The following is a 16,100-nucleotide window of genomic DNA, read 5'->3' as shown; positions in this document are numbered from 1 at the left end:
GGCCTCACTCCTCGCCGCGCCGGGCCGCCAGCGTCCATCCGCCGAGCCCGAGCAGCAGCAGCGACCCGGTGGTGACGCCCGCGTACCCGACGGCGCGCAGCCGCCGGTCGCGGTGCCGCCCGGCGACCGCGCTCGTCGGGCGCATGCTCCCCGCGGGCGCCCGCGTCTCCTCGCGCGCCTTGCCGACGTCCACCGTGAGCGTGACGGGCACCCGGCTCGGCTTCCCCTGGCCCACCTTGGGGTTGAGGCTCACCTGGAGGTAGTACCAGCCCGCGAGGCGCATGCCCCGGGCGGCGTCCCCGCCCACGCCGCCGCCGGCCGCGGCGGCGGGCGTGGTCAGCGAGAGGTCCGCGGGCTTGCCCTGATAGCCGCCGGTCCTGTTCATGACGTAGCCGCGGGCCGCGTTGCTCAGTCCCATCCGCACCCCGGCGATCACATACGGCGTGCTCCCGGCGTCCTGGTCGGTCCCGAACCGCGCGTCCGCCGCGAGCTGCTGACCCGCTCCGACCGGGACGCGGTAGAAGTGGGTCTCGCCGGGCCGGAGTTCGTCCGTCCAGACTCCGGGGCGGATCTCCGCGGCGTCGTTGAAGCCCGACCCGCCGCGGACGCCGCCGCCCTGGACGCCCACTCCCCCGCCGCCCGGCGCGGGCGCGGTGCGCGCCGTCCGGTCGCCGCCGGGGTCGCCCGCGGACACCGGATCCGCGGGTGTGCTCACGTACTTCAGCTCGACCGGCACGGCGGCGGTGTCGCCGCCCGCCGCGTCGCCGCGCTCCACGACGAAACGGTAGGTCCCCGCGGCCTTGCAGGCCCCGCCCGTGGCGGTCACCCGCTCCGCGTAGTCGGCGACCGGATAGGCGCCACCGGCCGAGAGGAACGTGCGGTGGTGGCCCACGCCGCACTGTGTGCCGTCCTGCGCCTCCAGGGACACCGAGATCCCGTCCCGGGCCCCCATGGAGCTGCCGGGGGCGGGCGCGGCCACGGCCGAGACGTACGCGCTGGACCGCGCGTCCAGCCGCACGGCGTAGTACTTCCGCTGCCCGGGGGTGACGCTGTCCTTGTAGGTGTGCGCGCCGGGTTTCAACAGGGGGGCGTCGGCGGTGTTCTCGGAGCCGTTCAGCTCCTGTGCGTCCGGGGCCATCCTGTACGAGGCGGCGGGCGGGGCCTCCTCCACTGCGGCGTCCGCCTGCGCGGCTGCCGCGATCAGCACGCACAGGGCCGCCGCCCCGACGAGTCCGCCTCTCGCTCTCCCCCGGCGCATCTTCCGCCTCCCTGGCGCGTCCCGGCTTCCAGGGCCTCATCCTGCCGCCTGGTGGACGGGGGCGCGAGGCTCCGTCGGGCCCTCAGCCCCGCGTGGGGAAGCTGACCTCCACCCGGCGGTTGCGGCGGCGGCCGTCCTCCGAGGAGTTGTCCGCGATGGGGTAGTCCTCGCCGTACCCGCGTATCTGGTACGAGACGGCCGACGATCCGATGTCCAGGGCGAGTTGGCGCTGCACCGCGTCGGCCCGCTGCTTCGACAGCTCCACGCCGTGCTCCGCGGAACCGAGGTTGTCCGTGAAGCCGAAGACGCGGAGCGTGGTCGCGTGCCGCTTCTTCGCCTCGTCCGCGATCGCCCGGATCCGCTTGCCGGCCTCCGCGCCGAGCGTCGCGCTGTCCTTGTCGAAGAGCACCTCCGCCTGGAGGGCGAAGGTGACGTCGACGTTGGTGTCCTCGCGGCGCTCTCCCCCGTCGCCCGTCTCGACGACGGACTTGATGTCGAGGACCCGGCCGGGTGCGAGTTTCGCGCCCGGCCGCATCCGCAGGCCGTGGGCGGAACCGTCGGTCTTCACCGGCGGTGTGGCGTCGGCCTTGCCGCCGGGTCCGCTCTGCGCGCGGGCGGGCGCGGCGGCCGGGGTGGTGACCAGCAGAGCGGTGGACAGGGCCACGGCGACGACCGCCCCGCGGCCGATCCGGGGAACGTACGCGGTCCGGGTCATCCGGCTCACTCCGAGATCCGCAGGCGGACGGACGGCATGGTCGGCACCTGGAAGTCGACGTCCGTGACGTTCTCCGGCGGCGCGGGGAACTGCGCGAAGACGGGCCGGCTCTCCTGGGGCTTGATGTTGGTCAGGCCCGTGCTGCACAGGCACTCGCCGTCCGTGTCCCGCAGCACCAGATAGCGCTTCTTGCTCGCCCCGTCGACCAGCGAGGCGCCGGAGATGGAGGAGCGGGACTTCATGTCCGTCTCCTGGGAGAGCCAGTGGATGGCGTTGAACGGTTTGCCGCCCCCGTTCGTCAGCGTGCCGCTCACCGTGACGAAGCCACCGCTGTCCCGTACCGCGGAATTGACGGCGATGACGACACCGTCAGGGCCCTTCATCTCGCCTATGACCTCGCCCGGCCGGCCGGAGGGAGCGTTCTTCGCGCTGCCCGGAGGGCCGGCCGACTTCTTGGCCGAGGCGGCGTCCGCGTCCTTCCCGCCGCTGTCCCCGCCGCAGCCGGACACGGCGAGGGCCAGGAGGGCCACGACCGCCGCCGCTGCCGCGCGTCTGCGGGACTTCGTGATGTGCCGCGTGCTCATGAGGGCGCGTCCTTTCGAGGAGTCACCGGCGGGAGGGCGACCGCGCTGCGGGCCGCTTCAGTCGGCGAGGCGTACGGCGAACAGCGCTCCGACCGCTCTCGCGAGCTCGTCGGGGCGCTTCGGATCGATCGACACCACCCGCCCGTCGCACACGATGTCGACGGGTGGCTTCTGCGCCTCGGGGGACACCCCCGCGCAGCGGGGTTCCACCACGGCGCGGGCCGTGGCCGTCGCGTGGACGTCCTCGGTACCGGGGACGACCGAGCGGCCGACGGCCGCCGAGGAGCGGACGGTGACGGTGAAGGCTGCGGGGAGCGTCCCCGGGGCGGACGTGCCGCACCCGCCCACGACCTCGGCGCCGTTGCTCCGGGCGTACGCGTCGGCCTCGCCGCAGGCGGCGTCCGCGTCGCCCGTGCGGCCGTCCAGCCAGTCCGCCCAGCCACCACCGGCCCCCAGGGCCGCCAGCAGTCCCGTACGCAGCTGATCGCGGTAGCTCTGGGCCGCCGCCAGGGCGGCGGCGTCCGCGGCCGTCTGCGCGCCGTTCTTGTTCGCTCCCGCCTGGCCTACGGCGAAGAACGCCAGGGCGAGGAAGAGCAGTGCGGCGACCGCCGTGACGTAGATCGGGAACGCCTGTCCGGCGTCGCCGTGCGCGCGGCGGGCGGCGGCGCGCGTCAGCCGCCCGTGACCTGGGAGATCTTGTCGGAGATGGCGCTGGCGATCGCGCTGCCGAAGTCCGTGCGGGTCAGCACCAGGGCGATCGCCACGACCACGGCGATGATGCCCAGGTACTCGATCGCGGTCTGTCCGCGGTCGCCCCGCGGGGAGCGGCGGCGCTCCTCCGGGTCTCTCCCCGGGCCCCGGCCGTTTCCCGGGATGTGCTCGCGCGACGTCTCCATGCTGTTCCCCTCCATCGACGGCAACCCCCGTGCGGTACGGAATCCGGGTGTGGTGCGTGGTGTCGCTCACGCCCCATGAAAAGTACGCCGGAACGGCGCTCGCGGAACAGTGCGTCCGGCACCATTCCCGTCCCCTGAGGGGGAGTTGGGACACCACCGAACAGACGCGCCTCACAGAACCCACGCGGCCCACGCATCCCACCTCCACCCGGGTCAACGCCCCATGATCGAACCGAAGTTCGTACCCGACCCGAGGAAGAATCCCGCCACCATCAGGATCATCGTGCCCGGCACCATGCAGGTGGTGATCACGACCGTGGCCTTCGGCACCGCGCGGGCCGCGCGGCGGCGGGCCCGCTGGGCGTCCGTGCGGCGCATGTCGTCGGCGATGGAGATCAGCGTGTCGACGATCGGCGCGCCGAGTTCCTCGCCCTGCTGCAACGCCGTGACGAACCGCGCGACCTGTTCCGAGTCGTTGCGGACGCGCAGTTCCTCGAACGCCTGCCGCCTGCCGACGCCCATGTCCAGCTGGCGCAGGGTGATGCGGAGTTCGTCCGCCCACGGGCCCTCGTACTTCTCCGCCACCCGGTCGAGGGCCTGCCGGAAGCTCAGTCCGGCGCTCACAACCACCGCGAGGACGTCCAGGAAGTCCGGCAGCGTGCGGTCGATCGCGTCCTTGCGTTCGCGCACGGCGGCCCAGATGCCGACCTCGATCCAGAAGAGCCCGAAGGCGACCATCAGCAGGGCGACGACCAGCCGTCCGGCGAGGAGCATGACGAGGGCACCACCGAAGCCAAGAAAGCCGTAGACGGCACGGCGCGCGGCATAGCGGTCGACGGTCAGGCCGCCGGGGTTCCCCGCGCGGTCGATCCGGGTGCGCACCTTCGCGACCCGCCTCTCGCCCATCATCCGCAGCACGAGCGGCGCGTACCGCATGCCGAGCCGGTCCAGCGCCGAGCCCACGGCCGTGGTCCGGGTGGAACCGACCTCCAGGGCCAGGGTGAGGTCCGTCGGCAGCTTGACCTCGCTGCGGTAGAGCGCGACGCCCGCGCAGGCGCCCGCGACGGACAGCGCGGCCAGCAGCCCCAGCAGAAGACCCATGCCCGCCCCTCAGACGTCGATCCTGGCCAGGCGGCGGATCGCCAGGAAGCCCAGCGCGTACAGGCAGAACGCGGCGACGACGGCTGCCTGGCCGAGGAAGGTGGAGGTCATGCGGTCGATCGACCCGGGTGCGATGCGGTCCATCAGCAGCAGCGTCCCGACGCCCATCAGGGGGACGACATAAGCCGTGACGGTCACCTGCGACAGCTGGGTGCGCACCTCCCGGCGGGTCTCCTTCCGCTCCTCCAGCGTCCTGGTGAGATTGCGCAGCGAACTGACGACCGCGCCGCCCGCTCTGTTCGAGAGCACCAAGGTCGTCACCAGGACGCCGAGTTCACGCGAGGGAAGCCGTTCGGCGAGCTCGCCGAGGGCGTCGTCGACCGAGTGCCCGACCGCGAGCTTGTCGGCCACCTTGGCGAGCTCCTCGCCCGCCGGTGCCTCCATCTCGTCGGCGGCCATGGCGAGTGCCGTACGGAGGGCCAGTCCGGCCTGGGTGGCGTTGGCGAGGATGCGGGACAGCTCGGGCAGCTGGTTGATGAACCGCTCGATGCGCTTGCGGCGTTGCAGGCCGAGGAAGGCGGACGCGGACCACAGGGCGGCCAGCGCGGCCGGCGGGCCGAAGAAGGGCGCCAGGGCGGCGGCCGCGACGAGCCACAGCCCGGCCGCCGCGGCGAGCGCGCAGACGGTGAACTCGCCCGGTGTGACGTCCAGTCCCGTCGACGCGAGCCGCCGCTCCAGCCGGCGCCCCGCCCGCGTGGCGCGCAGCCGCCGGTCCAGCCCCCGGAAGTGCCGCACGCGCCCGGCGGGCGGCAGGGCCGGGGCGTCGGAGAGCCGCGCCACCAGCGACTGCCGCTGCGCCTTCCCGGCCGCGTACACCAGCGCGCCCGCCGTGCCCAGCGCGCAGCACAGCAGGGTGGCACCGGCGGTCAGCAGTACAAGTGCGTTCATGTGCGGCTACCTCTGCCTCGCTTCTCGGACGGTGAGCTCGGTGGGGAACGCGGCGACGCCGAACGCCGCCGGTACGGCCTCGTCGGCCATCCGCAGCCGCTCGGCGACGCGCTCGGGGACAGGGAAGCACGAGAACCGCCCGCGCACGATGCGGTCCGAGTCCATCGGCCGGGCGTCGAAGCGGCAGACGGTGGCCAGGCGGTAGTCCTCCCGGCCGTGCGAGTCGAGCAGCGCGATCTCGACGACCCGCCGTGAGCCGTCCGCGTGCCGGGTCAGCTGGACGACGCAGTCGACGGCACTGTTGATCTGATCGCGCAGCGCCTCGTACGGGATCTTCACCTCGGACATCGACGCCAGCGTCTGCAGGCGCATCAGGGCGTCCTCCGCGCTGTTGGCGTGCACGGTGGCGAGCGAGCCGTCGTGGCCGGTGGACATCGCCTGGAGCATGTCGAGCGTCTCGCCGCCGCGGACCTCGCCGACGATGATCCGGTCCGGGCGCATCCGCAGGGAGTTGCGGACGAGGTCCCGGATGGTGATCCGGCCGTTGCCCTCGACGTTGGGGGGACGCGACTCCAGCCGGATGACATGGGCCTGCTGGAGCTGGAGCTCGGCGGCGTCCTCGACGGTGATGATCCGCTCGCCCTCCGGGATGAGCCCGGAGAGGGCGTTCAGCAGGGTGGTCTTGCCGGAGCCGGTCGGGCCGGAGACGACGACGTTGAACTTCGCCCGGACGAGCGCGGAGAGCAGCACCAGCATCCGCTCGTCGAGCGTCCCCATGCCGATCAGCTCCGGCAGGGTGTACGCGCGGGGGAAGCGGCGGATGGTCAGCGTCGCGCCGTTCAGCGCGAGCGGCGGGATGATGACGTTGACGCGCTCGCCGCTGGGCAGCCGCGCGTCGACCATCGGATTCGACTCGTCCACCCGCCGGTTGACCGTGGAGACGATGCGTTCGATGGTCTGCATCAGCTGTTCGTTGGACGCGAACCGCACGGGTACGAGCTCCACGCGCCCGGCGCGTTCCACGAAGATCTGGTCGGGGCCGTTGACCATGATCTCGGTGATCGAGGGGTCCTCCAGGAGGGGTTCGAGGACGCCCAGCCCCAGTGCCTCGTCGACGACGCGGCGGATGAGCCGGTCGCGCTCGGAGGTGGAGAGGACCGGGCCCTCCCGGCTGAGGATGTGCCCGAGGACCCGCTCCAGCCGGGTGCGGCGCTCGGCGGCGGCGAGCGCGGACATCTCGGCGAGGTCGATCTCCTCCAGCAGCTTCGCGCGGTAGACGGGGACGAGATGGCTCGACTCCCGCCCGTCCGTGGGCACTTCCGGTGCGACGATCCGCGCCCGCAGGCTCATGGCACACTCCTCGGGCAGCGCATGGTGGCCCGCCGGGTGACGGACCGGTCGCCCAGCAGCGGCAGGACGGCCGGGATCCTCACGGTGACGGTGGCAGTGGTCTCCCCTGCGCCCTCACAGGGTGCCGCGTCGGGCGCGCCGTCGGTCTGCAACCAACTGCTCAGCGCGGCCCGTCCGGCGTCCGCCGGCGTCGTCCTCGGGTCGTCCTGAGTGGCGGTACGGGCCGCGGCTCTCGCTGCGCTCCCGGCTTGCTGGGTGGCGAAGGCGGCGAGCCCCAGTTGCAGGGCGGCGAGCCCGATCAGGAGCAGCACGGGAAGGAACCCGAGCAACTCGATGGAGGCGGACCCTTGGTCACGGCGCGCGCGTGGACGCCTGCGGCGGGCTTTCGCCTTTGGGTGCGGGTCCGTTGTGCCTGCGGCACGTGGGGGCTCCGCCCGGGGCCCCTTATTTGCGGGTCGGTTGGCGCCTGCGGCGGGCTTGTTCCCCAGCCCCGCCCCTTCCCGAAACTGGGGCTCCGCCCCAGACCCCGAGCTGCGGATCCGTTGCCGCCTGCGGCGGGAGCGGCCTGCGGCCGCGTCCTCAAACGCCGGACGGGCTGGATTTCGCGCACCCGGCGGAAAAGAAAAGAACGGCGCACCCGGCTGAAAGAACGGCGCCCGGCTGGAATGAAGCCGGGCGCGGCGGAAAAGGAAGGCACACCCGGCTGACGAGAAAAGCGTGCCCCGAAAGCCTACGGGCCCCCCGACCCCGATGTCGCCCACCGGCGGAGGGGGTGGGGCTGGAGGGTGGGGTTCTGGAACGCGGTGCGATGTCACGGCACTCAATACGCGTGACAGCGCCACGCACCGCGTTCGAGGTTCCCAGCCCGGAGGCCACACCCCCGGTCCAGCCACCAACCCAGCCCGGCCGGCGATTGAGGCCGCCCGCCGCAGGCGCAACGCCCCCGCAGACAAAAACACACCCGACAACACCCTCACCCCTCAGCCGCCGCCCCCGCCGACCCGGACACCCGCCAAGGCCAACTCACCGCCCCAGGAAAAAGCACCGGCACAGACAACGACACCCTCGCCCGGTACACACCGCCCTCCACCCCGCACCCAATGCCGTCCGCGCCCCACGCGCCCGGTACGTCCGCGGACGCCGCCGCCACGCAGTCACCCCCGGCCGCACCCGCGCGAGCGCCCTTGTCGGCGGCGTCCCCGGCAAGGGAGTACGTGTAGCCGATCAGTACGCACTGCCAGACCACGGCGAGCACCACCAGGATCAGCGGCAGAATGCCGAGGAACTCCACAGCGACCTGCCCCCGGTCCCCACCGCCGCGCCGCCGGAAGCGGCTGGTCGGGACAGGCGCGAGCTGATCAGCGCCCGTACCGCCCGTACTAACCCCCCCCGCCCGGCCCAATCGCCGCCCGCCGCCTCCGCAGCCCCCCGGTGAGCGAGCGGTCCGCGTGCGCGGCGGTGCGCGGCCCGCCGGTCCGGGCGGCCGGCCCGGAGGCGAGGCCGAGTTCGGCGGCGAGGGTCCACAGGGCCTGCCGGACGGCGGACCGGGCGTCGAGGTCCTGCATGCGGCCGGAGTCGACGGCGGCCTGAAGTTCCTTGTAGCCCGCCGGGACGGTCGTGCGGGCCGCCCGGGTGCCGGTGGCGCGCTCGACCAGGGAGGGCTGGATCTCGGCACTGCGGGTGTGCCGGTTGACGACGGTGACCGTCTCGGACGCCTTGCGGATCTGGAGCCGCTCCCAGAGCCGCACCATGCGCTTGGCGGCCCGTACGGACACCACGTCCGGTGTGGTGACGAGCAGGGCCACGTCGGCGGTCTCGACAACTGCCGCGCAGGCGGCGGTGATCTGCGTGCCGCAGTCCACGACGACGAGTTCGTAGCGGCCGCGCAGGGCGCCCACGATCTGCCGGGAGGCGAGGTCGCCGACCTCCTCGCCGCGCTCGCCCTCCGCCGGTGCGAGCAGCAGGCCGGGCCCGGCCGGGTGCGGGAAGACGGCGTCCTGGAGGACGCGCGGGGAGATGTCGCTGATGCCGGCCAGATCCGCGATGGACCGCCGGAACTGCACGTCCAGATAGGAGGCGATGTCGCCGGACTGGAGGTCCATGTCGACCAGGACGACGCTGCGCCCGGCGGCACAGGCGGCGAGGGCGAGCTGGACTGCCGTGACCGTCGTACCGACGCCGCCCTTGGCGCCGGTGACCGCGACGAGCGTGCCGCCGGGCCCCGTACCGGCCGCCGCCTCGCCACCGCCGCCGAGGTGGCGGCGGACGCCAGCGGCCCACTGGGCGGCGGCCTGCACCCGGGTGCCCAGTTCGTCGTACGAGAGCGGCAGCCCGGCGAGGCCGCGGGCGCCGGAGTCCATGGCCGCGGCGTAGAGCGCGGGGCCGGGGGACGCGGTGACCAGGACGACGCCGGTGGCGGGGAAGCGGAGGGCCACTTCACGGATGAGTTCGAGCGCGGGTAACGGCCCGAGGCGCTCGTGGACGAGGACGACCTCGGGGAGTTCCTCGACCGAGGCGGCGCCCATGACGGCGAGCGTGTCGAGGAGCCGGGTGGAGTCACCGGCGGTCGGCAGGGGTTCGACGCCGGGGAGCTGGCCGAGGAGTCCGCCGACGGCGCGGGCGGCGTCCGGGTCGCCGATGGCCGGGAGAATTCTGATCGTCACCGTGTCCCTTGCCTCTCCTGACCGCTGTCCGTCGCCGTCACTTGTCGTTGTCGAGCGTGTAGGTGCGGTCCGCGCCGCTGACCCCGGAGTCGTCGCCGGGGGCGACCAGGGCGAGCCGCACATGGGAGGCGAACGACTCCGCGTACGCGACGCGCTGGGCGTCCTTGGTGTCGAGGGCGAAGGTGATCGGCACGGCCTCGCCCGCGCGCCGGGTGGTGGCCCCGGTGGAGCCGCTGTCGCGGTCGAGGGCCTTCAGCTTGCCGACGGCGATGACCTGCGCGTCGCTCACGATGACCTTGGAGACGGGCTTGGTCCCCTGGTCCTTGCCGTCGAAGGTGGCGAAGATGTTCACCTTCGAACCGGCGTTGATCTTCCCCGCGACGCCCGTCGCCGCGTCGATCATGATGGCGATCTCCTGCTGGCCCGGCTTGAGTTCGGGGCGGGCGGCCATCATGTCCTCCTGGAGGAGCGAGCCCTTGCGCAGGGGCGTGACAGCGATCTTGCCGGTGAGCTGTCCGAGGTCGGTGACGGCGGTCGAGGGCAGCCAGCGCTTGGGCATCGAGATCCTCTCGAAGCGGTCCCGGGCCTCTTCGAGGGGCTGGTAGGCGGGGATGTCGGCGCGCAGCCGGTAGGCGGTGGCCCCGGGGCCGACCTTCGACTCCGCGTCGTGGATGACCGCGAAGACCCCGGCGAACGCGCCGAGGGCGCAGAGGACCGACAGGAGCAGGAGGATGATCCCGCGGCGCTGGCGTGAGTTCATGGGGCGGCGGACCTCGTTCGGGGATGGGGCCGGCAGTGGCGCGAGGGGGCGGGCGGGTGCGGCGGCATGCCGGCTCAGCCTCCGGCCGGCGCGAGGCGCTGCCGGGAGGGCGGGTCGAGCGCGTGCCCGCCGGCGGCGCGCGGCAGCGGTCCGGCGCAGAACGTGCAGCGGTCCCCGATGAGTTCGAGTCCGCACCAGTGGCACTCCTCGCGCCGGACGGACGACACGAGTTGGTAGAGCACCGAGGGGTCGGGGATGGCGGCGGCGAACTCGACGGCTCGGTGGGTGCCCCACCAGCGGGCCGATTCGGCGGGCAGGGCGGTCTCCTGGACGCCCTGGACGTGCCAGTGGGGGGCGAGGGTGTCCACGACCCAGTCGGCTCCCTTGAAGGCCCTGCCGCGGGCCACGGTGAGCCGGGTGCCGAAGCCGGGGCCGGCGGGTGCCTCGTCACCGGCGGTTCTCATCAGGCGGGGCACCGGGTTGACGAGGGCCACGAACCGGGCGCCCGGGAGTAACGACTCCAGGTGGGCGCCGAGCCCGACCTCCACTCGGTCGAGCCGGGCGACGCCTGCCAGTTGGGCGCCCGCGTAGACGTAGTGCGCGAGCAGCCGGGCCGCGGAGGCGAGCACGCCGGGGCTGAGGTCGGAGACGGACAGCTGACGGAGCTGGCGGGCCAGCACGGCGACGGCCAGGGGCGGCAGGGCGACGGGCAGCAGGGCGATCCTGTCGCTCTCCAGGACGGACCGGACGGTGCGCAGGCGCCGGACGTACGGGGCGGGCAGCGAGTCCGGGTAGAGGGTGACCACATAGCCGCACTGGTCGAGCAGGATCGCGGTCTGGGTGACCGCGGTGTCGAGCGGCTGCGCCTCGGGCGGCTGGAACACGGCGGCGTCGGGGGTCTGCCCATCGGCGGGCGGCAGCACCAGATCGGGGCTGGTGACTGCTATCGCAATGGGCACGTCGGCTTCCCCGTTCACTCCGGCCGCGGGGGGCCGCGGCGGACGCAGTTCGATACCGCCCTGTGCTGGCGCCTCCGCACTTTATCCACGAATGGAGCGGCTGAGAACCGCCCTTCGGGGTTTGGCCGGGGTGCCCCCGCGGTGGCCTGGGGGTCTGTGCGGAAAGCCGTGACGGATGTATTGACGGACGCATTGGACTAGACCATCTTTACGCCAGACGGCGGTGACCCCCCGAGCACAATCCCCGACGTCACACCCTCAACTCCCTTCCCACCGGAGGACGCAGTGGACCACGCGATACGCAGCACCCGCACCGGATCGAGACGCCGCCTGGGCGCACTGCTGGCGACCGCCCTCGCGGCCGCCGGCCTGACGGCGCTCGGCGGCTCGCCCGCGCATGCCGCGGACGTGAACCTCGTCAAGAACCCGGGATTCGAGTCCGGTCTCTCCAACTGGACCTGTTCGAGCGACAGCGGCACCACCGTCACCGCACCCGTGCACAGCGGAACCAGCGCCCTGAAGGCCACTCCGGCCGGCTCCGACGACGCCCAGTGCGCGCAGACCGTCGGCGTGCGGCCCAACTCCTCGTACACGCTGAGCGCGTGGGTGCAGGGGGCGTACGTCTACCTCGGGGCGAGCGGCACCGGCACCACGGACGTCTCCACGTGGACACCGTCCGCGAGCGGCTGGCAGCAGCTGAGCACGACGTTCAGCACCGGTGCGAACACCACGTCCGTCACTGTCTACACGCACGGCTGGTACGGGCAGCCCGCGTACCTCGCGGACGACGTCACCCTGACCGGCCCCGGCGACCCGGGCGACCCCGGTGACCCCGTGCCCGCCGCGCCCGGCGGGCTCACGGCCAAGGCGGTGACCCCCTCATCGGTGGCGCTCGCCTGGAACCCCGTCTCCGGCGCCACCGGTTACAACGTCTACCAGGACGGCACCAAGGTGCAGTCCGTCAGCGGCGCCTCCGCCACCGCCACCGGGCTCGCACCGTCGACCTCGTACCGCTTCGAGGTGACCGCCACGAACGCCGCCGGTGAGTCCGCGAGATCGACGGCCGTCACCGCCACGACAGGCGCGGGCAGCGGTGACGGGCCAACCGTGCCGAAGCACGCGGTGACGGGCTACTGGCAGAACTTCGACAACGGCGCCACGGTCCAGAAGATCGGCGACGTCCAGAGCCAGTACGACATCATCGCCGTCGCCTTCGCCGACGCGACGGCCACGCCCGGAGCGGTGAGCTTCACCCTCGACCCGGCCCTGAACTACTCCGAGGCCGCCTTCAAGGCCGACATCGCCGCCAAGCAGGCAGCGGGCAAGAGCGTCGTCATCTCCATCGGCGGCGAGAAGGGCAGCGTCTCCGTCAACGACGCGGCCTCCGCGGCGAACTTCGCCGACAGCGTCTACGCCCTGATGCAGAAGTACGGCTTCAACGGCGTCGACATCGACCTGGAGAACGGGCTGAACCCGACGTACATGACGCAGGCGCTGCGCGCCCTGTCGGCGAAGGCGGGCAGCAAGCTCGTCATCACGATGGCCCCGCAGACCATCGACATGCAGTCGCCGTCCGCGGGCTACTTCAAGACCGCGCTGAACATCAAGGACATCCTGACGGTCGTCAACACGCAGTTCTACAACAGCGGTTCCATGAACGGCTGTGACGGCAAGGTCTACTCCCAGGGCACGGTGGACTTCCTCACCGCCCTCGCCTGCATCCAGTTGGAGGGCGGTCTCGACCCCGCCCAGGTGGGACTCGGCCTGCCCGCCTCCACGCGCGCGGCGGGCAGCGGCTACGTGGCGCCGTCCGTCGTCGACGACGCCCTCGACTGCCTGGCGAAGGGCACGAGCTGCGGCTCCTTCAAGCCGTCCAGGACGTACCCGGGGATCCGGGGAGCGATGACGTGGTCGACGAACTGGGACGCCGCAGCGGGCAACGCCTGGTCGAACGGTGTGGGCCCGCGCGTGCACGCGCTGCCGTAGCGGACCGGGGCGTCCGGAACGGCAATTCCTGACGCTGGACGGGCGGCCCTCCGCCCGTCCAGCGTTCGCGCGTCCGGGGCCCGCTCCCGGCTACCGCCGGTGCGCCGCCAGTCCCTCGTCCGTCCGGGGGAGGTCACAGCCCGGCAGGGACAGGTCCAGCTTGTTGCCCGGGGCGAAGCACTTGCCTATGCCGTAGGTCTCCTCGGCGTAGTTGGTGCCCTGGTGGACGGTCACCTGGCCGTTCTCGTCGACCTCACAGGGGTTGTTCTCGGTGCACTGCTCGCCGTTCTCGTTGCCCGTGTTGTTGATGGCGATGACCTGGCCCGAGTTGGCGTCGATGACGGGCGAACCGGACGTCCCGCCTATCACGTCGCACGTCGACGTGTAGCGGAGCGAGTCCTTCCAGGTCCAGTCGGCCTCGCGCAGGCGGTAGACGAAGCCGTCGACATTGCAGGAGTAGATCTTCTTCCAGTAACCCGAGACCACCTTGATCGGCGTACCCGCGGTGGGGTGGTCGCCGGAGAGCTTCAGGGCGTCGATCTTGTAGCGCTGCTTGATCTGCGCGTACGTCGAGTCGAGTTCGTACAGCGTGACGTCCGTGTCGGTCATCGTGGAGTACGAGACCTTGGTGGCGCGCAGCGTGCCGGCCTTGCCCGCCGAGGAGTTGAGCAGCGTGAACGTACGGGACGAGGGCTGGTCGGTGATGACCTCGCCGGGGCCCGGCATGCCCGTCTCCAGACAGTGGCCGTTGGTCATGACGAGACCGGGGTCGTCGTCACCCGAGTTGGGCAGCCGGATCAGCGACCCGGAGCAGTTGCTGAGGGCGACCGTGCCGGCGAAGTCGACGACCTTGGCCTTGCCCGCGGGCGCCTGCGGGGCCGCGGACGCCGTACCGGCGCCGACGGCGGTGGCCCCGGTGAGCAGGAGAGTGGCGAGGGCGCCGACGAGTGGTCTGCTGATGCGCGTCATGGGGGGGGTGGGTCCTCTCTGGAGGCATCCGGGACGACGTGCTTGGTTTTGACGTGTGCATTGTTGGGGGTGGTGGGGTCCGGCGCAATCAATCAGCCACAAGTGAAAGGGAAGTTGTCCGGAACCCGGCACGTACGACAGCGGCGGTCAGACGACGGCGCTCAGCGCGCAGGCCACCCCGAACCCGGCCACCGACAGCACCGATTCGAGCACCGTCCAGGACGCGAGCGTGTCCCGCTCGGAGATGCCGAAGTACGTCGCGACCATCCAGAAGCCGCCGTCGTTGACGTGCGAGGCGAAGATCGAGCCCGCCGAGATCGCGACGATCACCAGCGCGAGCTGCGGCTGCGCGTAGTGGCCCTCTTGCAGCAGCGGCGCGACGATGCCCGCCGTGGTGACGATCGCGACCGTCGCCGACCCCTGCGCGACCCGCAGGACGACGGCGATCAGCCAGGCGAGCACGATGATGGGCAGGCCCGCGCTGTCGAAGGTGTCCGCCAGCGCCTTGGCCACCCCGCCCGCCTTGAGCACGGCGCCGAACACCCCGCCCGCGCCGACGACGAGCAGGATGTTGCCCACCGGCTTGAGCGACGCCGTCGACACCTTCTCCAGCGACCGGCGCGACCAGCCGCGCCGGATGCCCAGCAGGTAGTACGCCAGCAAGAGGGCGATCGTCAGGGCGACGAAGGGGTGCCCGAAGAACTCCACGACCGAGCGGCCGGTGCTCGGGTCGAACGCCACGGAGGAGAACGTGGCGAGGAGGATCAGCACCAGCGGCGTCCCGATGATCGCCAGCAGCGTGCCCAGCGGTACGGGCTCTGCGGCCGGTGCGCCGTCCCCGGCGGCCGCGGACCTCGCCTCCCGGGCCGCCTCCACCATGTCCTCGGGCACGGGCACGAAGAGGCGCTCGCCGATCCACGCCGCGTACGCCCACGCCGCCAGCACCGCCGGGAGGCCCGCCGCGGCGCCCATCAGGATCACCCACCCGAGGTCCGCCCGCAGCAGCCCGGCCGCGGCCACGGGGCCCGGGTGCGGCGGCAGGAACGCGTGCGTCATCGACAGCCCGGCCAGCAGCGGCAGCGCGTACAGCAGGATCGACCGGCCACTGCGTCCGGCCGCCGCGTACACGATCGGCGCGAGCACGAAGATGCCGACGTCGAAGAAGACCGGAATGCCGAAGACGAGCCCGGTGAGCCCCATGGCGAGCGGCGCCCGCCGCTCGCCGAACAACTCCAGCAGCCGCGAACTCAGCGCCTCCGCACCGCCGGAGACCTCCAGGATCGACCCCAGCATCGTGCCCAGGCCGATGATGATGGCGATGTGCCCGAGCGTGCCGCCCATGCCGGATTCGACGACGGAGACCGCGTCCGACTTCTGCACTGTGCCGAGGAGTTGGGTGACGGAGAGGCCTGAGGCGAGGCCGACGGCCAGGGAGACGGTGAGCAGGGCGACGAAGGGCTGGAGCCGGATCTTGATGATCAGCAGGAGGAGCAGGGCGATGCCGAGGGCGGCTACGGTGAGTTGGGCGGGGGTGCTGTGCATTTTGGGCTCCCTGGGTGCGGCTTCGCTGCCGCCTGCGGGGCGCCCTGCGGGCGCGGCCTCAGCTGGGGTGGTGGGTGCCGGGGGTGTGGCCTCCGGGCTGAGGACCTGGAACGCGGTGCGTGGCACCGTCAGGCGCATTGGGTGCCGTGACAACGCACCGCGTTCCAGAACCCCACCCTCCGGCCCCACCCCCTCCCGCCGGCGAGCAAGTTGAAGGCCGGTGGCGACTTTCTGCCCCGCCGGGCACGCCATTCTCTTCAGCCGGGCGCGCCGGTTCTTTCCGCTGGGCGCGCCGTCTTTTCTTTTCAGCCCGTTGGGGGCACCTCCCAGCGGTAGCTGGGGGAGTTTGAGGACAACGCGCGAAGCGTG

16 protein-coding genes and 1 pseudogene are annotated in these 16,100 nt (G+C 72.5%); 1 reads left to right on the top strand and 16 read right to left on the bottom strand.

Annotated features, from left to right (window positions below; translation table 11 throughout):
* Positions 1-4: 4 nt before the first annotated feature.
* The 14 genes and pseudogenes from AB0435_RS25385 to AB0435_RS25320 all read right to left on the bottom strand — a co-directional run bounded on the left by AB0435_RS25385 (position 5) and on the right by AB0435_RS25320 (position 11,234).
* Complete coding sequence (locus AB0435_RS25385) at positions 5-1,258, bottom strand: hypothetical protein (protein ID WP_366428033.1); 1,254 nt, start codon at positions 1,256-1,258, stop codon at positions 5-7.
* Between the two features lie 82 nt (positions 1,259-1,340).
* Positions 1,341-1,973 carry an OmpA family protein gene (locus AB0435_RS25380; protein WP_366428032.1) on the bottom strand — a complete coding sequence of 211 codons (633 nt, stop codon included), beginning with the start codon at positions 1,971-1,973 and terminating at the stop codon, positions 1,341-1,343.
* A 5-nt stretch (positions 1,974-1,978) separates the two neighbouring features.
* The gene (locus tag AB0435_RS25375) at positions 1,979-2,557 is read right to left on the bottom strand and encodes a hypothetical protein (RefSeq protein ID WP_366004906.1); all 579 of its coding nucleotides are present in this window, start codon (positions 2,555-2,557) and stop codon (positions 1,979-1,981) included.
* Positions 2,558-2,614: 57 nt separating this feature from the next.
* Positions 2,615-2,905: a hypothetical protein gene (locus AB0435_RS25370; RefSeq protein ID WP_366004922.1), complete on the bottom strand. Its 291-nt coding sequence runs from the start codon at positions 2,903-2,905 to the stop codon at positions 2,615-2,617.
* Between the two features lie 159 nt (positions 2,906-3,064).
* A pseudogene (locus tag AB0435_RS25365) lies at positions 3,065-3,232 on the bottom strand (pilus assembly protein TadG-related protein); the annotation flags it as partial.
* Positions 3,229-3,453 (bottom strand): hypothetical protein, encoded by a 225-nt coding sequence (locus AB0435_RS25360; protein WP_366428043.1) that lies wholly within the window; start codon positions 3,451-3,453, stop codon positions 3,229-3,231. The pseudogene AB0435_RS25365 and the gene AB0435_RS25360, both read right to left, overlap by 4 nt.
* Before the next feature lie 213 nt (positions 3,454-3,666).
* Complete coding sequence (locus AB0435_RS25355; protein ID WP_366004907.1) at positions 3,667-4,554, bottom strand: DUF5936 domain-containing protein; 888 nt, start codon at positions 4,552-4,554, stop codon at positions 3,667-3,669.
* Positions 4,555-4,563: 9 nt separating this feature from the next.
* Positions 4,564-5,502, bottom strand: a complete 939-nt coding sequence (locus AB0435_RS25350; protein ID WP_366428031.1) for a type II secretion system F family protein — start codon at positions 5,500-5,502, stop codon at positions 4,564-4,566.
* Between the two features lie 6 nt (positions 5,503-5,508).
* The gene (locus tag AB0435_RS25345) at positions 5,509-6,852 is read right to left on the bottom strand and encodes a CpaF family protein (RefSeq protein WP_366004909.1); all 1,344 of its coding nucleotides are present in this window, start codon (positions 6,850-6,852) and stop codon (positions 5,509-5,511) included.
* Entirely contained in the window at positions 6,849-7,187 is a 339-nt protein-coding gene (locus AB0435_RS25340) for a TadE/TadG family type IV pilus assembly protein (RefSeq protein ID WP_366004920.1), read from the bottom strand. The genes AB0435_RS25345 and AB0435_RS25340 overlap by 4 nt, the downstream gene beginning before the upstream one ends.
* Before the next feature lie 638 nt (positions 7,188-7,825).
* Positions 7,826-8,143 carry a TadE/TadG family type IV pilus assembly protein gene (locus AB0435_RS25335; protein ID WP_366428030.1) on the bottom strand — a complete coding sequence of 106 codons (318 nt, stop codon included), beginning with the start codon at positions 8,141-8,143 and terminating at the stop codon, positions 7,826-7,828.
* A gap of 88 nt (positions 8,144-8,231) precedes the next feature.
* The gene (locus AB0435_RS25330) at positions 8,232-9,515 is read right to left on the bottom strand and encodes an AAA family ATPase (RefSeq protein ID WP_366428029.1); all 1,284 of its coding nucleotides are present in this window, start codon (positions 9,513-9,515) and stop codon (positions 8,232-8,234) included.
* Between the two features lie 37 nt (positions 9,516-9,552).
* Entirely contained in the window at positions 9,553-10,275 is a 723-nt protein-coding gene (gene cpaB / locus AB0435_RS25325) for a Flp pilus assembly protein CpaB (RefSeq protein ID WP_366004911.1), read from the bottom strand.
* A gap of 74 nt (positions 10,276-10,349) precedes the next feature.
* A complete protein-coding gene (locus tag AB0435_RS25320) occupies positions 10,350-11,234 on the bottom strand; it encodes a hypothetical protein (RefSeq protein WP_366004912.1) in 885 nt (294 codons plus the stop codon).
* Positions 11,235-11,519: 285 nt separating this feature from the next.
* On the opposite strand from AB0435_RS25320, the gene AB0435_RS25315 reads away from it, so the two are divergent.
* A complete protein-coding gene (locus AB0435_RS25315) occupies positions 11,520-13,220 on the top strand; it encodes a glycoside hydrolase family 18 protein (RefSeq protein ID WP_366004913.1) in 1,701 nt (566 codons plus the stop codon).
* Positions 13,221-13,310: 90 nt separating this feature from the next.
* On the opposite strand, the gene AB0435_RS25310 is transcribed toward AB0435_RS25315, so the two are convergent.
* Together AB0435_RS25310 and AB0435_RS25305 are read right to left on the bottom strand one after the other, a co-directional pair.
* Positions 13,311-14,180: a serine protease gene (locus AB0435_RS25310; protein ID WP_366004921.1), complete on the bottom strand. Its 870-nt coding sequence runs from the start codon at positions 14,178-14,180 to the stop codon at positions 13,311-13,313.
* 156 nt (positions 14,181-14,336) lie between these two features.
* Positions 14,337-15,731: a gluconate:H+ symporter gene (locus AB0435_RS25305; protein WP_366428028.1), complete on the bottom strand. Its 1,395-nt coding sequence runs from the start codon at positions 15,729-15,731 to the stop codon at positions 14,337-14,339.
* Between the last annotated feature and the right edge of the window lie 369 nt (positions 15,732-16,100).

This window comes from Streptomyces sp. NPDC051173 (assembly GCF_040689515.1).
Classification (GTDB): Bacteria; Actinomycetota; Actinomycetes; order Streptomycetales; family Streptomycetaceae; genus Streptomyces.
The sequence above is the reverse complement of the archived record's forward strand: the minus strand, read 5'-3'. Positions and strand labels throughout refer to the sequence as shown.